Annotated in this window: 21 protein-coding genes; 7 read left to right on the top strand and 14 right to left on the bottom strand. The window is 43.4% G+C overall.

Features of this window, described 5'->3' with window-relative positions; genetic code table 11:
• Positions 1 to 4: 4 nt before the first annotated feature.
• On the top strand, positions 5 to 514 hold the full coding sequence (locus D2V05_RS15005) for an OmpH/Skp family outer membrane protein (RefSeq protein WP_119648408.1): 510 nt from the start codon (positions 5 to 7) through the stop codon (positions 512 to 514).
• Between the two features lie 91 nt (positions 515 to 605).
• The gene (gene murI / locus D2V05_RS15000) at positions 606 to 1,385 is read left to right on the top strand and encodes a glutamate racemase (protein WP_119648407.1); all 780 of its coding nucleotides are present in this window, start codon (positions 606 to 608) and stop codon (positions 1,383 to 1,385) included.
• A 3-nt stretch (positions 1,386 to 1,388) separates the two neighbouring features.
• Here the strand turns inward: murI and D2V05_RS14995 are convergent, their stop codons facing one another.
• Complete coding sequence (locus D2V05_RS14995; RefSeq protein ID WP_119648406.1) at positions 1,389 to 1,880, bottom strand: dihydrofolate reductase; 492 nt, start codon at positions 1,878 to 1,880, stop codon at positions 1,389 to 1,391.
• Positions 1,877 to 2,269: a 2TM domain-containing protein gene (locus D2V05_RS14990; RefSeq protein WP_119638670.1), complete on the bottom strand. Its 393-nt coding sequence runs from the start codon at positions 2,267 to 2,269 to the stop codon at positions 1,877 to 1,879. The genes D2V05_RS14995 and D2V05_RS14990 overlap by 4 nt, the downstream gene beginning before the upstream one ends.
• A 54-nt stretch (positions 2,270 to 2,323) precedes the next feature.
• On the opposite strand from D2V05_RS14990, the gene D2V05_RS14985 reads away from it, so the two are divergent.
• Positions 2,324 to 3,415 (top strand): aminotransferase class V-fold PLP-dependent enzyme, encoded by a 1,092-nt coding sequence (locus tag D2V05_RS14985; RefSeq protein WP_119648405.1) that lies wholly within the window; start codon positions 2,324 to 2,326, stop codon positions 3,413 to 3,415.
• Positions 3,416 to 3,559: 144 nt separating this feature from the next.
• Positions 3,560 to 3,856 carry an isoamylase early set domain-containing protein gene (locus D2V05_RS14980; protein ID WP_119638672.1) on the top strand — a complete coding sequence of 99 codons (297 nt, stop codon included), beginning with the start codon at positions 3,560 to 3,562 and terminating at the stop codon, positions 3,854 to 3,856.
• Positions 3,857 to 3,983: 127 nt separating this feature from the next.
• On the opposite strand, the gene D2V05_RS14975 is transcribed toward D2V05_RS14980, so the two are convergent.
• From D2V05_RS14975 to D2V05_RS14920, 12 genes are all read right to left on the bottom strand, one after another.
• Entirely contained in the window at positions 3,984 to 4,817 is an 834-nt protein-coding gene (locus D2V05_RS14975; protein WP_235855470.1) for an alpha/beta hydrolase, read from the bottom strand.
• A gap of 13 nt (positions 4,818 to 4,830) precedes the next feature.
• A complete protein-coding gene (locus D2V05_RS14970) occupies positions 4,831 to 5,046 on the bottom strand; it encodes a putative signal transducing protein (RefSeq protein WP_119648403.1) in 216 nt (71 codons plus the stop codon).
• A gap of 130 nt (positions 5,047 to 5,176) precedes the next feature.
• A complete protein-coding gene (locus tag D2V05_RS14965; protein ID WP_119638674.1) occupies positions 5,177 to 5,527 on the bottom strand; it encodes a DUF2200 domain-containing protein in 351 nt (116 codons plus the stop codon).
• A 101-nt stretch (positions 5,528 to 5,628) separates the two neighbouring features.
• Positions 5,629 to 6,027 carry a hypothetical protein gene (locus D2V05_RS14960; protein WP_147378292.1) on the bottom strand — a complete coding sequence of 133 codons (399 nt, stop codon included), beginning with the start codon at positions 6,025 to 6,027 and terminating at the stop codon, positions 5,629 to 5,631.
• Positions 6,028 to 6,102: 75 nt separating this feature from the next.
• Positions 6,103 to 6,597, bottom strand: coding sequence for a DinB family protein (locus tag D2V05_RS14955; RefSeq protein ID WP_119648401.1), 495 nt, complete (start codon positions 6,595 to 6,597; stop codon positions 6,103 to 6,105).
• Positions 6,597 to 7,187 (bottom strand): hypothetical protein, encoded by a 591-nt coding sequence (locus tag D2V05_RS14950; RefSeq protein ID WP_119648400.1) that lies wholly within the window; start codon positions 7,185 to 7,187, stop codon positions 6,597 to 6,599. Before D2V05_RS14950 ends, D2V05_RS14955 begins: the two co-directional genes overlap by 1 nt.
• Before the next feature lie 61 nt (positions 7,188 to 7,248).
• A complete protein-coding gene (locus D2V05_RS14945) occupies positions 7,249 to 8,073 on the bottom strand; it encodes a thymidylate synthase (RefSeq protein WP_119648399.1) in 825 nt (274 codons plus the stop codon).
• Positions 8,074 to 8,217: 144 nt separating this feature from the next.
• Positions 8,218 to 8,580, bottom strand: coding sequence for a four helix bundle protein (locus tag D2V05_RS14940; RefSeq protein ID WP_119648398.1), 363 nt, complete (start codon positions 8,578 to 8,580; stop codon positions 8,218 to 8,220).
• Positions 8,581 to 8,681: 101 nt separating this feature from the next.
• Positions 8,682 to 10,130 (bottom strand): NupC/NupG family nucleoside CNT transporter, encoded by a 1,449-nt coding sequence (locus tag D2V05_RS14935; protein ID WP_119648397.1) that lies wholly within the window; start codon positions 10,128 to 10,130, stop codon positions 8,682 to 8,684.
• 6 nt (positions 10,131 to 10,136) lie between these two features.
• Positions 10,137 to 10,766 (bottom strand): bifunctional nuclease family protein, encoded by a 630-nt coding sequence (locus D2V05_RS14930; protein ID WP_119638682.1) that lies wholly within the window; start codon positions 10,764 to 10,766, stop codon positions 10,137 to 10,139.
• Between the two features lie 89 nt (positions 10,767 to 10,855).
• On the bottom strand, positions 10,856 to 11,824 hold the full coding sequence (locus tag D2V05_RS14925; RefSeq protein WP_119648396.1) for an electron transfer flavoprotein subunit alpha/FixB family protein: 969 nt from the start codon (positions 11,822 to 11,824) through the stop codon (positions 10,856 to 10,858).
• A 94-nt stretch (positions 11,825 to 11,918) separates the two neighbouring features.
• Entirely contained in the window at positions 11,919 to 12,665 is a 747-nt protein-coding gene (locus D2V05_RS14920) for an electron transfer flavoprotein subunit beta/FixA family protein (protein ID WP_119638684.1), read from the bottom strand.
• Between the two features lie 171 nt (positions 12,666 to 12,836).
• On the opposite strand from D2V05_RS14920, the gene D2V05_RS14915 reads away from it, so the two are divergent.
• The 3 genes from D2V05_RS14915 (at position 12,837) to D2V05_RS14905 (ending at position 17,071) form a co-directional block, all read left to right on the top strand.
• Positions 12,837 to 13,817 (top strand): pyruvate dehydrogenase complex E1 component subunit beta, encoded by a 981-nt coding sequence (locus D2V05_RS14915; protein WP_119638685.1) that lies wholly within the window; start codon positions 12,837 to 12,839, stop codon positions 13,815 to 13,817.
• A gap of 156 nt (positions 13,818 to 13,973) precedes the next feature.
• Entirely contained in the window at positions 13,974 to 16,469 is a 2,496-nt protein-coding gene (locus D2V05_RS14910; protein ID WP_119648395.1) for a DUF5686 family protein, read from the top strand.
• Between the two features lie 74 nt (positions 16,470 to 16,543).
• Complete coding sequence (locus tag D2V05_RS14905) at positions 16,544 to 17,071, top strand: inorganic diphosphatase (protein ID WP_119648394.1); 528 nt, start codon at positions 16,544 to 16,546, stop codon at positions 17,069 to 17,071.
• The last annotated feature ends 47 nt before the right edge of the window (positions 17,072 to 17,118 follow it).

Raw genomic sequence — 17,118 nt, 5'->3', positions numbered from 1 at the left:
AATCATGAAAAATGTTAAAAGGATTGCTGTAGCCCTAGTGTTGTTTGTCGCGGCTACGGGTTTTGTAAATGCGCAGAGCAAGATTGCACACATCAATGTACAACAGTTGTTGTCTGAAATGCCGGAGATGAAGGCTGCGCAGGCCGAATTGAAAAAATTGCAGGAAACCTACTCAGCGGATATCCAAGGTTCCCTAACAGAACTTCAGAACAAATATACCCAGTACTCCAACGAGGCCACATCCAAAACAGAGGAAGAAAACCAAAAGAGGGCCCAGGAGCTTCAAGGTTTTGAAAAAAATATTGACGATGCCAGAAATAAGGCCATGCAGGCCATGCAACAAAAACAACAGGAATTGTTTGCACCCATTTCTGAAAAGGCAAAAGCAGCCATCGAAAAAGTGGCCGCGGCCCAAGGTTTTGATTACGTGATCGATGCCAGCCCAGGTTTGAGCTTGATCGTGGCCAAGGGAAAAGACCTTTTGCCAGATGTGAAGAAAGAACTGGGATTCTAAGCCCCATACTTTTTACAAAATTCAAAAACCGCTTTTCCACAGATAAAGCGGTTTTTTTGTTCCATGAAATTTTTTGTCTCTATTTTTAAGTATGCATAGTCCCATCGGTATTTTTGATTCAGGGGTAGGGGGAACCTCCATTTGGAAAGAAGTGGTAAAAATGCTTCCCCATGAAAGCACCCTATACCTTGCCGATAGTGCCAATGCACCCTATGGTGAAAAATCCAAGGAAGAGATCCTCCAACTAAGTATCAAGAACACCGAGCTACTTTTAAATAGAGGGTGTAAGATCATCATTGTGGCCTGTAACACGGCCACCACCAATGCCATCGATTATTTACGGGAGCATTACCCTGTGCCCTTCATAGGGATAGAACCGGCCATAAAACCCGCAGCACTGCATACCAAGACAAAAAAAGTGGGCGTTTTGGCCACCAAAGGGACGTTGTCCAGCAGTTTGTTCCATAATACGTCCAAACTGTTCGCAGAAGGGATTACCGTTTTGGAACAAGAGGGAAAAGGGCTGGTGGAATTGATCGAGGCCAATAAAGTGTATTCCACCGAAATGAGGGAGCTGTTGACCACCTTTTTAAATCCCATGTTGGACCAACAAATCGATTGCCTCGTTTTGGGATGTACCCATTATCCCTATTTGATTCCTGTGCTGAAAGAAATGTTGCCCGATGATATTACCATCATCGATTCTGGGGAAGCTGTTGCCAGACAGACCAAGACCATCTTGGAAAAAAACGGGTTATTGGCTCCGGAAACAAACCATCTGAAGCATACCTTGTACACCAACAAGAATGTGGACATATTGAAAAGTTTTGTGGATGGCCCAAATATTGAAGTGTCCCATCTTGAGTTTTGAGTGCTATTTCCGTTTATAGGTCAGGTAGGTAAAACTATATGGGTGCCTATCATCCTTTGGATGATGCTCCTCGTTGACCAATTTCCATTCCTTTTCATCAATCTCAGGAAAAAAAGCATCCGCCTCGAACGTTTCGTGGACGCGGGTAAGTTCAATGTCCGTGGCAATTTCCATGGACTGTTTGTAGATTTCACCGCCACCGATAATGAAGGCTGTTTCCCCATCATGTACCATGTCCATAGCTTGTTGCAGGGAATGGACGATGGTACATGGAAATTTGGGTTCGTAGTCCTTATCACGCGTAATGGCAATATGTTCACGGTTGGGGAGCGGCTTTGGAAAGCTTTCCAACGTTTTTCGGCCCATAATGATCTTATGGCCAGAGGTTAGGGCCTTGAATCGTTTAAAATCGTCTGGAAGGTGCCATACGAGGTCGTTGTCCTTTCCCAGGGCATTGTTCTCCGCGGCCGCGGCGATAATGATCAATCGCTTCATTGATCTTTTTTTTTATTGATGTTGGAAAGTGGAAATTCGGTTTCGATTTCTTTTTGGATTTCGGCAATGCGTTTCTTCTGCAAGGCCACCAATTTTTCCCGTTGTTGGCGTTCCCAATCCTGCCCCATGAACTTGTGCGTCACAAACACATTGAAGGCGTGGATCACGAACAAAAAGGCCCAAAAGGTAATGGCCCAAATAAACCAATCATACGCTTCCCCATACTTCAGGATCTTGTTGATCAGGATCAAAAAAACACTGCCGATCAAAAAAATCACAAAGTGGGAGAACAGTCGTTTCTTTTGTTTGATGCGTTTATGGGCATTTTCCAAAAGCTCGTGCTGCTCCAGGTCCAATTCCGTTTTTTTCTTTTTTCCAAATGACAACATGGAATGGCTATCTTTAACAACAAATATAATTGAATTGTATCCAAATACCCGGTAATGCAGAACCTCAGAAAAAAATTCCCTGTCTTAAACCAATGTATCTATGCAAACACGGCCTCTGCCGGACTGTTGAGTGAAGATCTGATGGAATGGCGGCAAGGCCATGACCTCGATTTTCTTATTGGGGGCAGTGAGATGAAGAACAAGGGATTTGCGCATATGCCCGAGATCAAAAAAACGGTTGGAAGGTTTTTTTACTGTAAACCCGAGAACGTGGCCTTGGTGCCCAATTTTAGCTTGGGCCTCAATCTGTTGCTGGAAGGTTTGTCCAAGGACAAAACGGTATTGTTGCTCCACAATGATTATCCATCGGTAAACTGGCCATTCGAGACCCGTAACTTTAAACGGGAGTATGTGGACATTGATGGGCATATGGAGGAGCGGATTTACGAGAAGGTAAAAAGCGGAAACATCGATGTGCTGGCACTGAGCTTGGTGCAATGGGTAAATGGGGTGCGAATCGATTTTGACTTTTTAAAACAGTTGAAAAAGGACTTTCCCGATTTGATGGTCATTGCGGATGGAACGCAGTTTTGTGGCATGGAACCCTTCCATTTTGAGGAATCGGGTGTGGATATTCTTGGCGCCAGTTCCTATAAATGGCTTTTGGCAGGTTATGGCAACGGTTTTTTCTTAGTGAAGGATGGCATCAAGGATCAATTTGAACTGAAGGGAATCGGCAACGGCTCCGTGAACAATGATGCCTCTAAAAGGGACAGTATTCCTTTCTGCAAGTATTTGGAGCCCGGTCATTTGGATTCCTTCAATTTTGGAAGCTTGGAGTTTGCCCTTAATTTTTTGGACGAGATCGGTCAGGAAAACGTTCAGGCACAACTTCAAAAGTTATCCAAAAAAGCCATGACGTCATTCTCTGAATTGGGACTGCTTCAACCCTTTGTGAGCCAAAGAAATCAGCATAGTACCATCTTCAGCATAAAGGGAGATGAGAAACTTTTTAATAAACTTTCGGAGAAAAATATAGTGGCCTCCCTGCGTGGCGGGAGAGTGCGATTGAGCTTCCATTTTTACAATACCGAGGAGGAAGTAGATGTCATTGCTACACTTCTAAAACGCTGGACATCAAAATAATAATTGGTAAAAATCCATAATCTTATTTGATAAAAGTAATCCTATTGTTAGCTGCATTTTATCAATTTGATAAATCGATGGTAACTAATTGTAAATAAGTAGTTTTATGTATTGTTTTGTACCAGAATTAAATTTTTTGGTACCATGGCAATTAAGAAACAATACCTAAAGAGCAAGCCGGTTTGCAAGGTCACTTTCAGTGTTCCTGCGGATGAGGCCAAGGCCGTTGCGGTTGTTGGCGATTTCAACAAATGGAATCCCAAGGGCAGCGGATTGAAAAAATTGAAGAACGGAACCTTCAAGGGAACTTTTGAGCTTCCAGTGGAGAACAGCTACGAGTTCAGATATCTGATAGATGGCAGTTATACCAACGATGAAGAGGCAGATCGTTACCAATGGAACGAGTATGCCGGTACGGAGAACGCCGTATTGGAAGTATAACCGTTACAGAACGTGTAATTTTAATGTACCGTCATCAGTTTCCCCAAGCTGATGGCGGTTTTTTTTACCCTGAACTTGATTCAGGGTCTCACCACCTTCCCATTTTTACCCTTCAAAAAAACGTTTTTTACTCATGGGTCTCGTTGAGATACTTTAGGCCTTCGTAAAGTGCCGGTAGTGGCACCGACCGATGATTTTCCTTTTCAAAATAGTCGTGTTTTACTTGAAGTTTGTCATCCCAGCGTTCCCCCATCATGGCTACAAATCGGTCGTGTCGTTTTTTGTTCTTTTCGTAATTGGTCTCTCCTTGGTTGGCAGTGGCCCAGTATAATTTTTTGTTGATGGAGGTCAGGGTCATTGAAGCTAATTTACTTTCCATGGTGGTTTCGTCCCACCAAATACTTGGATCAATGGCCAAATAGGCATCAAACAGGCTGTTGGGATCCAAATAGGCATTTACGGTCAACAAGCCACCAAGGGAATGCCCTATCAAGGTACGGTGTGGGGCTGCGCGATAATGGTTGTCCACATAAGGGATTAATTCCGTTTCAATAAAATCCAGAAATTTTTTGCCCCCACCCATGGTGTTGGCACGCTTGGTCTGCAATTTGGTAATGGTGAAATCCCGTTCACGATCCACATTTTCTATGGCCACCACAATGGTTTCCGGCATCAGGTAGTTTCGGTTGGTACGGGAACCCAAAAAATGGACAATGGCCAATGTGGTTTTAAAGTGGACATACCCGTCCAATAAAATAATAATAGGATACAACTGGTCCGTTTTAGATGGGTCGTTGTAGGAATCTGGAAGACTTACCAAAATGGACCTTTCCTCATTGAGGATGGTGGAGTGTACGGAAATGAAATGCCCCAGTTCTATGGTATTCCTATCTTGACCCACAACCATTTGTCTGCTGAAAAGGAGAAGGAAAAACAGCGGGATAAGGAATTTTTTCTTCAAGAGAACTCTTGATTTAAGGAGCATTTTCTATTTCCGTCATAATTTCCCTCACTTTCTCCATATCCTCTTCGGCAACTTGAAGTTCCGTAACAAAGGTGGCCATGTGGCTCATAATCTGTGAGGTGTGTTCGTTGCGTAAAAAGCATTGGATGCCTTCGGCTTCCAACCTGCTCTTCAAGGGGAGCAAATCGGTTTCATAGTGCGAACTTTTAATGGTGACCCAACTCATAATGCACAATTTTTACGGCCTTTATTGCCAAGGTTCTTATGTACTAAAGATAGTTGATATAAAGATGTGGTACAAGGATTTACTTGCAATCGGTTCCAAGGTCTTGTCATTGTAATGGGAAAACGGAACGCTACTTCCTTAAAATTTTCTCCATGGCCTTTCCTTTGGCAAGTTCGTCCACCAGCTTGTCCAGATATCGAATTTTTTTCATGAGTCCGTCTTCCATCTCTTCAACCCGATACCCACAGATTACCCCTGTTATTTTGGAAACATTGGGGTTTAATTGGGGAGCTTCCCCAAAGAAGGTTTCAAAATCCGTTCGGTTGTCGATGATCTGTTGCAAGGCCTTTTGGTCGTAGCCGGTCAACCATTGGATGATGGTATCCACATCTTCCTTGGTACGGCCTTTTTTCTCCGCTTTGGTGATATAATGCGGATATACGCTGGCAACTGAAGTGGTAAAGATTCTGTGTTTGTCCATGAGAATTTAATTGTCGTAATCGTTCAGAAAAAATCTGAACAAAACTGATGTTCTCCTCTTTTATCCAAAGATAGGGGATTGTACGAATTTCTTTTAAAATGTCAATTTCTTTTGAAAATCAGGTTAGGTCCATCAACATATGATTTTCCCAATGTCATTTTTCCTTGGGTCAAATCATAGGTCCATTTGGAACCATTTATTTTCACTAGCAGAACTTTCGGGTCAGTTTCACCTCCTAGAAAGTCATTTCCAAAAAAATATTCATATGTTCCGTCCGTGTACCCTGGATGTTCCTCGCCAGATACGACCAGCGTGCCATTGGCTTTAAAATTGTAAATAATATTTGAGTTTGAATAATCTGTGGAACTCTCTCCTTCAGGACTATAAAATTTGGCTTCCATCAATTTCCAGTTGCCTATAATTTGAGTTGGACTGACATCATCATTGGAACAACCCAAAATCAGAATAGCAAATAGAGCAAGGAATACTGTATTTTTCATGGTCCCCATTTTAATTTAGATGGTTGTTCCGTCAAAAGGTTGTCTTCGAGTGGATTAAAGTTTGGATGATATGGGTTATTGCGTTTTTAAATTAAGAAATTTGATGATAATCCCCAACTGCCCCAAATGGTACACATCATGATGCAACATGCCATTGATGAGAAAGCTATATGGGTAGTAGCCCTTAAAGTCGGTATCGTAATAGGTTTCGGAAAGAAATGCATCTTCCTTGTCTTGGAGTAAGGTGATGAGTTCCGCGAGGGTACCATCGTATTCCTTTTGGATTTGCTCCCAGCCTTTTTGTTTTAGGATGTCGTTGGGCAACCAATTTTCCGGACAGTCATCCGTTTTGCTGCCCTTGCCCGTTTTGATTTTTAGCAAGGCCTCTTTTCGCCAAAAAGTGAGATGCGAAATGGTCTCGGCAATGCTGTGCAAACCTTCCAAAGGTCTCTCAAACACAAGACGCTCATCCACTTTTGCCAATTTGCTGGCGTACGAACTACCTACCCAAGGGTAACCCTCTTGGATTTCTTCAAATTGCGCGATGGTGTATTGGATAACTGAATTCATCAATGTAGTTCCAATTCAGGGTTTATAAATTCATATACTTGTCCTCCTATGGTAACCGTAATTACATCGTCATGTATCTTGTTTAGGATATCATATGGATTTTCCAACTCCAACGGTTTTACGAATAAAACGCGTTGTTGAATTCTATCAATATCACTGTTAGTTATTGTAGTTGTTTTTTCAAAAATTCCATGTTTGTTAGATTTCACCACTATAGGAATGTTTTTTATCGGTATTGTAGAGGTACCTGTCATGGCAATTAATACGGTCAACGAATTTTTGTGGGGACCATAACGGTTCCAATACCCTGCAGATATATTGAGATTTGAATTAGTATTGAACTTTACATTGTAAAAATCACCCTGAATTTGGTTGTAAATACCATGCTTATTCTTTAGTAGATATGGCATTGATCTGAAATATCGACTTTTATAATTTGGAATAATGGTAACAATTCCATTATCCTTTAATATGGGGGTAGGAATCTCAGGTTTGGTTTCAGGCTTGTTTATTTTCGAACCGGTAGAGCATGAAATTAATGTGAGTATTATCAATGAAGTTAGAAATCGAATTATTTTTTGAATTTTCATAATTGATTTTGAAGAAAGGGAAAGCCTAATATCACCCTAAATTAGAAAATTCAACTAAAAACTACACCGCAACCACGCCTTTAATATGCGGATGTGGATCGTAATTGAGCAATTCAAAATCATCAAAGGTAAAGGCAAAGATGTCCTTTACATTTGGGTTGATCTTCATGGTGGGCAAGGGGCGAGGGTCACGGCTCAATTGCAGTTCCACCTGCTCCAAATGGTTGTTGTAGATATGCGCATCACCAAAGGTGTGGATGAATTCCCCTGGCTGGTAGCCGCATACTTGGGCCATCATCATCGTGAACAAGGCATACGAAGCAATGTTGAACGGTACCCCCAAAAAGATATCGGCACTGCGTTGGTACAATTGACAGGACAGTTTCCCATCCGCTACATAAAACTGGAAAAATGCATGACAGGGAGGGAGGGCGGCCTTTCCATTGGCCACATTTTCCGCAAAAGAAACCGAAGTATTGGGCAACACGCTGGGGTTCCAAGCAGAGACCAACATGCGGCGACTGTTGGGATTGTTCTTCAACGTATCCACCACTTCCTGTATCTGGTCGATTTCCTCACTGTTCCAATTGCGCCATTGGTGTCCGTATACGGGACCGAGGTCTCCGTTTTCATCGGCCCATTCGTTCCAAATGCGTACCCCGTTCTCTTGCAGGTATTCTATGTTGGTGTCCCCTTTCAAAAACCACAACAGTTCATAAATAATGGACTTTAAATGCAGTTTTTTGGTGGTCACCATGGGGAAGCCTTCCGAAAGATCGAACCGCATCTGATAGCCAAAAACGCTCAAGGTTCCTGTTCCTGTACGGTCCCCTTTTTGGTTCCCGTGTTCCAATACATGTTTGAGGAGGTCGTGGTATTGTTTCATAATGGGTTAAAGGTAAATGGTTGCGTACGAAAGGGCAATAGGTCTACTGCCTGATTTATGAAAACTTTATTAACGGGTGTGATTGGGACAAGGGTAAAAGGGTAAAAGGTGAAGGGTGAAAGGTAAAGGGTACTAGGTAAAGGGTTAATGATGGTTAGACTTGTTATATTTAATTAGGGATGCAATCTTTTTTTGTAGGCGTTGGATGTTTTTAATGATTGATGAAGTTTCTTCTGAAGGAAGGAAGTTCAAATCTTGACAAAGAATGAGATGGGTCTCTAATTCGAAAGCCGAACCTAAGCTAATTTGCAAGAAACGAACAAAGTCTTTTTGGGAATACTTACTGCATCCTTCAGCAATATTGGCTGGAATGGATACCGAGCACCTATTCATTTGGGATACAAGGCCGTATTTTTCAGAGTCAGGTAAACATTTGGTCATGGTGTAGATTTCCTTTGCCAGTATTCGGGAGTCTTTCCAAACCTCCAATTCTCGAAAATTTCGCATAATACAATTGCGTTAAACTGTCGAGGTTGATATGATTATTGAAAAAGTTTCCTGAATCTTGATTTCTTAACCTTTCACCCAGTTCCCTTCACCTTTTTAAGTTACCCCAAAATCATCCCTGCAATGGTAGCAGAAAGCAAGGAAGCCAAAGATCCACCCAAAACGGCCTTCATGCCGAATTCGGATAAGTTCTTGCGCTGTCCTGGTGCCAAGGAACCGATACCTCCAATTTGGATGCCGATGGAAGCAAAGTTGGCAAAGCCACAAAGCATGTACGTGGCCATGATTACGGATTTGTTATAGGTAAAATGCACGCCGTTCGCCACATCTTTCAGGTCGGCCAACTGAATGTAGCCAATAAATTCACTGGCTGCCAGTTTGATGCCCAGCAACTGTCCCATGAGCATTACATCTTCATTGGCCACACCGATGAGCCACATGAGAGGGGCAAAGACGGTTCCCAGAATGGCTTCGAGGGAAAAACTTTCATACGGGGAATTGGCAGCGATCCAACCGTTAAAGGTAGTAACATCGCCCACCCAACCCAAGATACCATTGATCATGGCGATAAAGGCCACAAAGACCAAGAGCATGGCACCCACATTAAGGGCCAATTTCAAACCTTCGGTGGTGCCGTTGGCAATGGCATCCAAAATGTTGGAACCTATTTTCTCCGCAGAAACCTTTACATCGGTATTCACCGCTTCGGTCTGGGGATATAATATTTTTGAAATAACAATGGCACCCGGTGCTGCCATAACGGAGGCGGCCAAGAGGTGTTTGGCAAATACCAATCGAAGCACAGGGTCATCCCCACCCAAAAATCCAATGTAGGCCGCGAGCACAGCTCCAGCAACCGTAGCCATTCCGCCGATCATGACCAAAAGGATTTCGGATCGGTTCATTTTTTCCAAATAGGCTTTGATCAATAGCGGGGCTTCCGTTTGGCCCAAAAAGATATTTCCGGCCACGGATAGACTTTCCGCTCCCGAGATGCCCAAACTTTTGGAGAGCAACCACGCCATTCCTTTTACCACCCATTGGATCACACCTAAATAGTAGAGCACGGAGGTCAAGGCAGAGAAAAATACAATGGTGGGGAGCACCTGAAAGGCAAAAATGTATCCAAAGGTGTCCATATCCACGACCAATCCTTCAAACAAAAACTGACTACCAGCCCTTGTAAACTCCAGAATATTGACAAAAATGCTACCAACTTGTTCAAAAACATATTGGACAAAGGGAACTTTGAGCACGCCAATGGCGATCAGTACTTGAAGCGAGAGCCCGATGCCCACTGTTTTCCAATTGATGGCCTTACGGTTGGCACTGAAAAGAAAGGAAATCAAGATCAACACCGCCATACCCAATGCACCCCTTAACAAGGTGGTCAGGGTAAACCCTTGGTTTGGAATGATTTCTGGAGAAGCTTGGGTCACGAGGTTGGTGGCCGTTGCAACGTTGAGGGAATCGGTTGGTAAAGAATTTTGGCCTAAAGCGACCGAACAAATGAATAGAAGGATCAGGAAACTCTGGATCTTTTTGGCCATGTACGTTTATTTGCGCTTGGAAATTTCGTCCCTTAACTTGGCAGCTTTTTCGTAGTCTTCATTGGTCACTGCCTTTTCCAATTCTTTGTGGAGTTCTTCCAGGGACATTTCACGATACCCATGGGAACCGGCACCGGATTCTATCTCCACGGTTTCCCCTTCTTGAAGGATCTCGTCCACCACAATGCTGTCATCTTCCTCTTTTTCTTCTTCTTTGGATGAAAATTTCAAGAAGATTCCCGCTTTGTCCAAAATGGTCTTATAGGTAAAAATGGGTGCATCAAACCGAAGGGCCAAGGCAATCGCATCACTGGTGCGGGCATCGATAATCTCCTCCACTTTGTCGCGTTCACAGATGATACTGGAATAGAACACTCCATCGACCAATTTGTGAATGATGACCTGTTTCACCACAATTTCAAATCGATCGGCGAAATTCTTAAAAAGGTCATGGGTAAGGGGTCTGGGAGGTTTAATGTCCTTTTCCAGGGCAATGGCAATGGATTGTGCCTCAAATGCCCCAATGACAATGGGTAGTTTCCGGTCTCCCTCCACTTCATTCAAAATAAGGGCATATGCGCCATTCTGTGTTTGACTGTATGATATTCCCTTTATTTTTAATCGTACTAAACTCATAATCTCCTCCTAAAGCAAAAAAGGCTGTTCAAATAAGTGGCTTTACCAGTTATCTGAACAGCCCCTTGCAATGGGCAAATTAACAAAATTTAAGCGTTTTGGGCTTTAAATTCCTTTAATTTTTCGATGAGTTTGGGCACTACCTCGAAGGCATCCCCAACAATTCCGTAATCCGCGGCCTTAAAGAAAGGAGCCTCGGGGTCGTTGTTGATGACCACTTTTACTTTGGAGGCACTTACTCCGGCCAAATGTTGAATGGCTCCGGAAATACCCACGGCGATATAAAGATTACTGGCCACAGGCTTACCGGTTTGCCCCACGTGTTCTCCATGAGGACGCCAGCCCAAATCGGAAACCGGTTTGGAACAGGCTGTGGCAGCACCTAAAACTTGGGCCAATTCTTCGATCATGCCCCAATTTTCCGGACCTTTCAAACCGCGACCACCAGAAACCACAATGTCGGCATCGGCGATGGTTACTTTTCCGGTTACCCTATCCACTTCAACGGATTTAACGGCAAAGTCACCATCCGTCAAAGAAGGATTGAAATCTTCCACTGCGGCCGAAACACTGTTTTCAACCACTCCATAGGCATTATTGGAAACCCCGATCACCTTGATCTCAGAAGTGATTTCGGTATGGGCAAAGCCCTTATTACTGAAAGCCGTTCTTTTTACTACGAATGGGGAAGTGCTATCAGGAGCGGCAACCACATTGGGAACATATCCCGCATCCATTTTGGCGGCAAGGATTGGCGCCAAAAATTTGGTGTCGGCACTTGAACTTAAAACAATCACTTTGGCTCCTTCCGCTTTTGCAGCTTGGGCCAATGCATCAGCATAAGCTTTGGCATTGAAGGTATCCAGTTTATCATTGGTGACTTTCAAAACTTTGGAAACGCCATAAGTCCCTAGGGAGGCATCGTCCTGTGCATTGAACGTTACAGCCGTAACGGTGGTGCCCAGATCCTGGGCCACTTTATAGGCATAGGAAGCCACTTCAAAGGCATTCTTTTTAAACTTTCCCTTAAGGGATTCGGTATATACTAATACTGACATAAAAATTTCTTTAAATTTTTTCCTGAACTTGATTCAGGAACTTTATGACTTTATAATAGATTCCGAAACTAGTTCGGAATGATTTGGCTACGCCTTAAATCACTTTCGCTTCGTTGTGCAATAGGTCTACCAGTTCCCCAACATTATCGGGACTTACCAGTTTAACGGCTCCTTTTGGAGCAGGTTTGTCAAATTTTTCATCCTTGGTCAACTGCGGTGCATCCACGGGCTCCACTACATTGAGGGCTTTCTGTCTGGCCATCATAATTCCTCTCATATTGGGGATGCGCAGGTCACTTTCCTCTACCAAACCTTTTTGACCACCGATCACCAAGGGCAGGGAAGTGCTCAATTTTTCCTTTCCTCCGTCGATTTCTCGCAGTGCGGTAGCTTGCGTTCCGTCAATTTCCAACCCAATACAGGTATTTACAAAGTTCATGTCCAACAAAGTGGCCAACATGCCAGGAACCATACCTCCGTTATAGTCGATGGATTCCCTACCGGCAATGACAAGATCATAACCGCCATTTTTGACCACTTCGGCCAATTGTTTGGCCACGAAAAAACCATCCTTAGGTTCGGCATTTACCCTGATGGCCTCATCGGCCCCAATGGCAAGTGCCTTTCTAATGGTGGGTTCCGTTTGGGCACCTCCAACGGTTGCCACATGCACGGTTGCGCCTTGTTTTTCCTTGAACCACATGGCTCGGGTCAATCCGAACTCATCGTTGGGATTAATCACAAATTGAACCCCGTTTGTGTCAAACTTGGTGTCGCCTTCCGTAAAATTGATTTTGGAAGTAGTATCCGGTACGTTGCTTATGCAAACTAAAATCTTCATATATACTTAAGGTTTATGGTTTCAAATATAGCTAATAATTATGAAATTTATTATGCATGCATAATAAATTTTGTTCTTTTTTTTGGTGTATGGTCAGGCAATGTTCGTCGAGTTTTTGCTATTTTTGCTTGCGTTTTTAAGCACACCAGTTAAATTTTTTAGCACGATTTAATGAAAACACTACAGTTTAGGGAAGCCATTGCGGAGGCCATGTCCGAAGAAATGCGAAGGGATGATTCCATTTATTTGATGGGTGAGGAGGTAGCCGAATACAACGGTGCCTACAAAGCTTCAAAAGGAATGTTGGATGAATTTGGACCTGAAAGGGTTTTGGATACCCCAATTTCCGAGTTGGGCTTTGCCGGTGTAGGCGTAGGTTCTACCATGAACGGCAACCGACCTATCATCGAATTCATGACCTTCAACTTCTCCTTGGTGGGAATTGACCAGATTATCAATAACGCGGCAAAAATCCGCCAGATGTCTGCCGGACAGTTCAACTGCCCAATCGTTTTTAGGGGTCCTACTGCTTCTGCAGGTCAGTTGGCCGCTACGCACTCACAGGCTTTTGAAAGTTGGTACGCCAACTGTCCAGGTCTAAAAGTGGTGGTTCCATCGAACCCGGCCGATGCCAAAGGTTTGTTGAAAAGTGCCATCCGCGATAACGACCCTGTAATTTTTATGGAGTCTGAGCAAATGTATGGTGACAAAGGTGAGGTGCCAGAAGGTGAGTATACCATTCCATTGGGTGTGGCCGACATTAAGCGCGAAGGTACCGATGTGACCATTGTTTCCTTTGGAAAAATCATCAAAGAAGCCTACAAAGCTGCCGAAGAGTTGGAAAAAGAAGGTATCAGCTGCGAGATCATCGATTTGCGTACCGTTCGTCCAATGGATATTAATGCCATCATCACTTCCGTTAAGAAAACCAACAGAATGGTGATTTTGGAAGAAGCTTGGCCATTTGGTAACGTGGCTACCGAAATTATCTATCACGTTCAGGACAAAGCATTCGATTATTTGGATGCCCCTATCGTAAAATTGAACACTGCTGACACCCCAGCACCTTATTCCCCCGTGCTTTTGGCGGAATGGTTGCCTAACCACGAGGACGTGATCAAGGCTGTTAAGAAAGTGTTATATAAGCTATAGAATCATATTTGTAAGGTATATTAGCCCCGTCAACCTAGTTGATGGGGCTTTTTTTAGGGAACAGTTTTTGATAAGAAAATACTTTGAACCAAATTTGACCTAAGTTTATCAAAGGAAAGCCTTTGTTGTCTTTCTTTGTGTCCCATATATCTGAACATGAAAAGAATCCTTTCCGTTTTTTTCTTTCTCTCCATTTTATTGGTATCCGCGCAGACCAAAATAGAAGGTGTAGTGCTGGATGAATTCGGTGATCCCATTTCTTTTGCCAATATCATTTTTAAAGATTCTTCCGAAGGAACCATCACCAATGACAATGGCCGTTTTTATTTTGAATCGGACAATACCTATAAGGCCATCATTGTATCTTTCATTGGATATGAGACCAAGGAGATACCCCTTCCCCAAAAAGTGAACTACGGCCTTGAGATTGTTCTGGCCGAATCCGCGGAAGAACTGAAAGAGGTGGTGGTGTACACCGGCAAGCAATCCAAAAAGAACAATCCGGCCATCGACATCCTGCGAAAGATCTGGGCGAAAAAGAGACAGAACGGGGTCCGGATGTTCAAACAATACCAGTACGATAAGTACGAGAAAATAGAGTTCGACCTCAATACCATAGACAGTGCTTTGATCAAGAGTAAACTGTTCAAAGGGCTGGAATTTATGTTCGAGGATTTGGACACCTCCCGCATCACAGGAAAGACCTATTTGCCCATTTTCTTGAACGAAACGTTCTCCAAAGTGTATGGGGACAATGTCATCGATAAGGAAAAAGAGGATGTGCTGGGGAACAAAAACTCAGGTTTTAGCGGCAATCAGGCCATTGCCGCCTTTGTGGAGGACCTGTATTCCGATTACGATATTTACGATAATTACCTGAAGTTTTTCGACAAGAGCTTTACTAGTCCCTTGTCCAAAACAGGGGTGGATGTGTACAACTACGTGCTGTCTGACAGTACCTTCATTGATAATAAATGGTGCTATAATATCATTTATTATCCGAGACGGAAAAACGAGCTTACCTTTAAAGGTGATTTTTGGGTGAACGATACCACCTTTGCCGTCAAGAAAATCAATATGCAGGTAACCAAGAGTGCCAACATCAACTGGGTAAAGGAAATTTATATTGAACAGGAGTTTGATGTGGTGAGCGATTCTGTCTTTCTGTTGAAGCGGGATTACATGCTGAGCGATTTCAGTTTTTCAAAGAAAGAAAAGTCGAGGGGAGTGTACGGTAAGCGTACCACGGTATTCGATAACTATGTTTTTGATACTAACCGCTCCCAAGAATTTTATAAGGCCGTTTCCGATCCTTATGACCCTCGGGTGTTTGCACAGGACAGTGTTTTTTGGAAAAACGCTCGACTGGAGAACCTGAATTCGGATGAATCGGGCATCTTCAAATTATTGGATACCCTCAAGACAGTTCCCAAGTTCCGGACCTACTACGATATTGTGAGTATTTTGGGGTCCGGTTATGTTGAAATTGACAAATGGAACATAGACATTGGCGATATCTACAGCACCTTTGGCTACAATGATGCCGAAGGCATCCGTCTAAGGGGCGGAGCGAGGACCTATTTTGGGCAGAATGATACGTGGCGATTGGAGGGTTATATGGCCTATGGTTTTGATGACAGAAAGTTCAAGCATGGTTTTTCGGGCAAGTTTTTGCTGGATCGGAAGAATAGACTCATCCTATCCGGGGGTAACCGAAGGGATATTGAACAGTTGGGCCTAAGCCTTACGAGTACCAACGATGTGATGGGTAGGAGCATTGCCTCATCGTCTTTGGTGACGGTTGGCTCCAACAACAGGCTTACCAATATCAACCTATCCACTTTTAATGTGGAGATGGAACCGGTGAAGAATTTGAGGATTAGTGTGGGCAGTTCGTTCCGGACGTTGAGTTCGGCCCTGCCCGATGCCTTCAGTCTGGATTATGTGGACCCCACCTCTCCTAATGGTATTTCGTCAGAGATCAAACAGTTCGATTTGAATACCACGGTCGTCTATACCCCGGGAAAACGAACCATTGGTTATGGGGTGGAACGCGTTAATGTGAATGATGATTACAGTACGTTGGTCTTGAATTATACCAAAGGGGTAAGTGGCTTTTTGGAAAGTGATTTCGATTATGAAAAGATTCAGTTTTCCTATAGACAACCTTGGCAAATTGGTGGCTTGGGCAGGTTGACCAGTAGCGTGGAACTCGGTAAGACCTTTGGTGCCGTTCCTTTGGGGTTGCTAAGTGTGATTCCCGGTAACCAGACGCTGTTCTCCTTGTACAATGTGTTTCCAAACCTCGATTTTTACGAATTTGTAACGGATACCTATGCTACCGTTCACTTGGAACATAACTTTAATGGACGCTTGTTCTCTAGGATACCGTTTTTGCGCAAGTTCAACCTACGTGAAATTGTGGGGTTGAGAGGAGCTTGGGGTCAACTTTCGGATGAGAATATCGCCTTGAGTGCCCCAACCAATATTCCGCTGTCGGCACCAACCGATCAGATCTATTGGGAATATTCTTTCGGAGTTGGGAATATCTTCAAAATCCTACGGATCGACTTCAATTTTAGAGGTGATTATCTCGATAATCCCGATGCAAGACCTTTTGGCATTACAGGAACCTTCGGATTTAATTTTTAATTAATACGAATAAGGCAATTTATGCGCTCAAATCCAGTTGTACTGGTTATTTTTGCAATAAATAAATCTCTGAAATGTCTAAAAAACCACAAGTTACCTTTGATGTGCTCATAGAGATCCCAAAAGGTAGTAGAAATAAGTACGAATACGACTTCACCCTGAACAAGATCCGATTTGATAGAACATTGTTTTCTTCCATGATGTACCCTGGCGATTACGGTTTTGTTCCAGAGACCTTGGCGTTGGACAAAGACCCGCTGGATGTATTGGTATTGGCCACGGAGCCAAGCTACCCCATGGTGGTTATGGAAGTGAAACCGGTAGGTGTTTTCCATATGACCGATGAAAAGGGTCCCGATGAAAAATTGATCTGTGTTCCCGTGTCCGATCCGATCTGGAGCCAGAGGGACGATATCAGCGAACTTAATCCACATCGATTGAAAGAAATCGAACACTTTTTCCAGGTGTACAAGGATTTGGAGGAAAAGAAAGTAGATACCGGTGGATGGGGCGATGTGAACGAAGCCATCAAGATTTATCACGAGTGTGTGCAACGCTATGAAGAGAGCGAACACAAAAAGAAACGAACCTACACCATATAGGTAATAATAACTTTAAAAAAATGCGCTTTTCATTATAAAAAGCGCAT

The sequence above is a fragment of the Flagellimonas pelagia genome (assembly GCF_003584135.1).
Taxonomy (GTDB): domain Bacteria; phylum Bacteroidota; class Bacteroidia; order Flavobacteriales; family Flavobacteriaceae; genus Flagellimonas; species Flagellimonas pelagia.
This window is presented reverse-complemented; position numbering and strand designations above follow the sequence as displayed.

What these genes read in the sequence shown, in the direction of transcription:
- D2V05_RS14955 (WP_119648401.1), bottom strand. Translation starts at nt 6,597, where the DNA reads ATGAATTCAGTTATCCAATACACCATCGCGCAATTTGAAGAAATCCAA.
- D2V05_RS14930 (WP_119638682.1), bottom strand. Translation starts at nt 10,766, where the DNA reads ATGAGTTTAGTACGATTAAAAATAAAGGGAATATCATACAGTCAAACA.
- murI (WP_119648407.1), top strand. Translation starts at nt 606, where the DNA reads ATGCATAGTCCCATCGGTATTTTTGATTCAGGGGTAGGGGGAACCTCC.
- D2V05_RS14940 (WP_119648398.1), bottom strand. Translation starts at nt 8,580, where the DNA reads ATGCGAAATTTTCGAGAATTGGAGGTTTGGAAAGACTCCCGAATACTG.
- D2V05_RS14905 (WP_119648394.1), top strand. Translation starts at nt 16,544, where the DNA reads ATGTCTAAAAAACCACAAGTTACCTTTGATGTGCTCATAGAGATCCCA.
- D2V05_RS14925 (WP_119648396.1), bottom strand. Translation starts at nt 11,824, where the DNA reads ATGTCAGTATTAGTATATACCGAATCCCTTAAGGGAAAGTTTAAAAAG.
- D2V05_RS14915 (WP_119638685.1), top strand. Translation starts at nt 12,837, where the DNA reads ATGAAAACACTACAGTTTAGGGAAGCCATTGCGGAGGCCATGTCCGAA.
- D2V05_RS14995 (WP_119648406.1), bottom strand. Translation starts at nt 1,880, where the DNA reads ATGAAGCGATTGATCATTATCGCCGCGGCCGCGGAGAACAATGCCCTG.
- D2V05_RS14950 (WP_119648400.1), bottom strand. Translation starts at nt 7,187, where the DNA reads ATGAAAATTCAAAAAATAATTCGATTTCTAACTTCATTGATAATACTC.
- D2V05_RS14985 (WP_119648405.1), top strand. Translation starts at nt 2,324, where the DNA reads ATGCAGAACCTCAGAAAAAAATTCCCTGTCTTAAACCAATGTATCTAT.
- D2V05_RS14990 (WP_119638670.1), bottom strand. Translation starts at nt 2,269, where the DNA reads ATGTTGTCATTTGGAAAAAAGAAAAAAACGGAATTGGACCTGGAGCAG.
- D2V05_RS14945 (WP_119648399.1), bottom strand. Translation starts at nt 8,073, where the DNA reads ATGAAACAATACCACGACCTCCTCAAACATGTATTGGAACACGGGAAC.
- D2V05_RS14910 (WP_119648395.1), top strand. Translation starts at nt 13,974, where the DNA reads ATGAAAAGAATCCTTTCCGTTTTTTTCTTTCTCTCCATTTTATTGGTA.
- D2V05_RS14965 (WP_119638674.1), bottom strand. Translation starts at nt 5,527, where the DNA reads ATGGACAAACACAGAATCTTTACCACTTCAGTTGCCAGCGTATATCCG.
- D2V05_RS14920 (WP_119638684.1), bottom strand. Translation starts at nt 12,665, where the DNA reads ATGAAGATTTTAGTTTGCATAAGCAACGTACCGGATACTACTTCCAAA.
- D2V05_RS14935 (WP_119648397.1), bottom strand. Translation starts at nt 10,130, where the DNA reads ATGGCCAAAAAGATCCAGAGTTTCCTGATCCTTCTATTCATTTGTTCG.
- D2V05_RS14980 (WP_119638672.1), top strand. Translation starts at nt 3,560, where the DNA reads ATGGCAATTAAGAAACAATACCTAAAGAGCAAGCCGGTTTGCAAGGTC.
- D2V05_RS14970 (WP_119648403.1), bottom strand. Translation starts at nt 5,046, where the DNA reads ATGAGTTGGGTCACCATTAAAAGTTCGCACTATGAAACCGATTTGCTC.
- D2V05_RS15005 (WP_119648408.1), top strand. Translation starts at nt 5, where the DNA reads ATGAAAAATGTTAAAAGGATTGCTGTAGCCCTAGTGTTGTTTGTCGCG.
- D2V05_RS14960 (WP_147378292.1), bottom strand. Translation starts at nt 6,027, where the DNA reads ATGAAAAATACAGTATTCCTTGCTCTATTTGCTATTCTGATTTTGGGT.